We start from the raw sequence: 1,364 nt of genomic DNA on the forward strand, positions 1-1,364 counted from the left end.
CGTCGGCGCCGATAGAAATCGAGTAAGCCTCTGGCGGAGGTGTTGCGACGCGGGGGGTTGCGGTCTTGGCGCTGAGAGCAGGGATTGGTCATAAACAGGGCCGTGAGGCGCTCGCAGAGCGCCTCGATGTTCGTATCGCTGATGAGCATCTGCAGGGCGTTGTGCTTGATGGCATTGAAGGAGACAGCGCGGTTGACCTGCTGGGGGTGGCGGGTCGGTTTGGCATCGAGGTTGACCTGTGCGCTTTCGGTGAGCAACGACTCCAGGCCGCTGAGGAAGACGGTGGCGAAGAAATCCTGGCGCACCGCCTCGGGACCGAGGCCGGTGAAATTCGCCAACGCCAAGCGCGTCTTGAGCACCCCATAGAAGCTCGCCACACCCCAGCGCTGGTGGTAGAGCGCGCGAAAATCCGCTGTGGGCCAGCGCGCGCCATCGCACAAGGACGTCACCAGCACTTCCCATTCCCCGGTGCTCAGGCGCACACGCACGAAGCGCACACGCATACGCATCGGCAGGGCACGGCGGCGGATGTCCGCCGCCTTTTGCGAGCAGGGCGTGAGCGTGACGACTTGGCTGTCGGCACCCTGACCGCGCAGCATGGCTCGGGCCTGCTTGAAGGAGGCCGCCGAGCAACGGATCGCGAAGTCGATGCCACGCTGACTGAGTTCCGCCAGCAGATGATCGGAGGGGTCGTTGCGATCGGCCAACAGCAAGTCGCCCGGGCGGGCATGCTCCAGATGCGCCACCGCCAAATCCACCTCATAGGCATCGGCCCGCTCCAGACGTGCGTCCAGGGCCACGCGGTTGCACAGATCATAGAGCACCGAGGCCAAGGCATCGGGGTGCTCTCCTTGCACCTTGCTGTCTTTGCCATTGCTGTAGGCGATGGTGCCAAAGGCCTCGCGCACGGCATCCGTGTCGGGCAGCAGCACCTTCGAGCCGTCCACTCCCAGCAGTCGAAACCCCCAGTAACGCGGGTAATCATCATCGCTGTAGAGCGTCTCTACCACGGCCTTCTCATTGATCTCGATAAAGGCCGTGTGCTTGAGTTGGTAACGTGCCTGGCAGAACGCGCTTGCCGTGACCAGCTCATCGCCCAGCCAGTTCAGCGCTTCGTTGAGGAGGTTCTGCAACGACTTCACGCTTTTTCTCAGCACCAAGGTCACCACCACGGCGAACGTGAGCACCCGCTCACGGGTGAAGGACCGCGCTGAGCTGCGATGGCGGGCCTTGAAGTCATCCTCGGTCAGCAGCTCACGGGTCTTCTCGATCCCCCGGTGACTTTTTTGCTCATTGCTATGATCTCGAAAAAACGTGAAGTATGCGGCATATTTTTGCGCTTTTCCTTAACTTAATGGCAGTGA

Annotated in this window: 1 protein-coding gene; it reads right to left on the reverse strand. The window is 61.7% G+C overall.

Annotated elements, in window-relative coordinates; translation table 11 throughout:
• The coding region (locus tag BQ17_RS13705; protein WP_256091606.1) for an IS4 family transposase at positions 1-1,187 on the reverse strand (1,187 nt) is incomplete at its 3' end.
• Positions 1,188-1,364: the final 177 nt, after the last annotated feature.

Source organism: Candidatus Thiosymbion oneisti (assembly GCF_900092655.1).
GTDB classification, from domain to species: Bacteria; Pseudomonadota; Gammaproteobacteria; order Chromatiales; family Chromatiaceae; genus Thiosymbion; species Thiosymbion oneisti.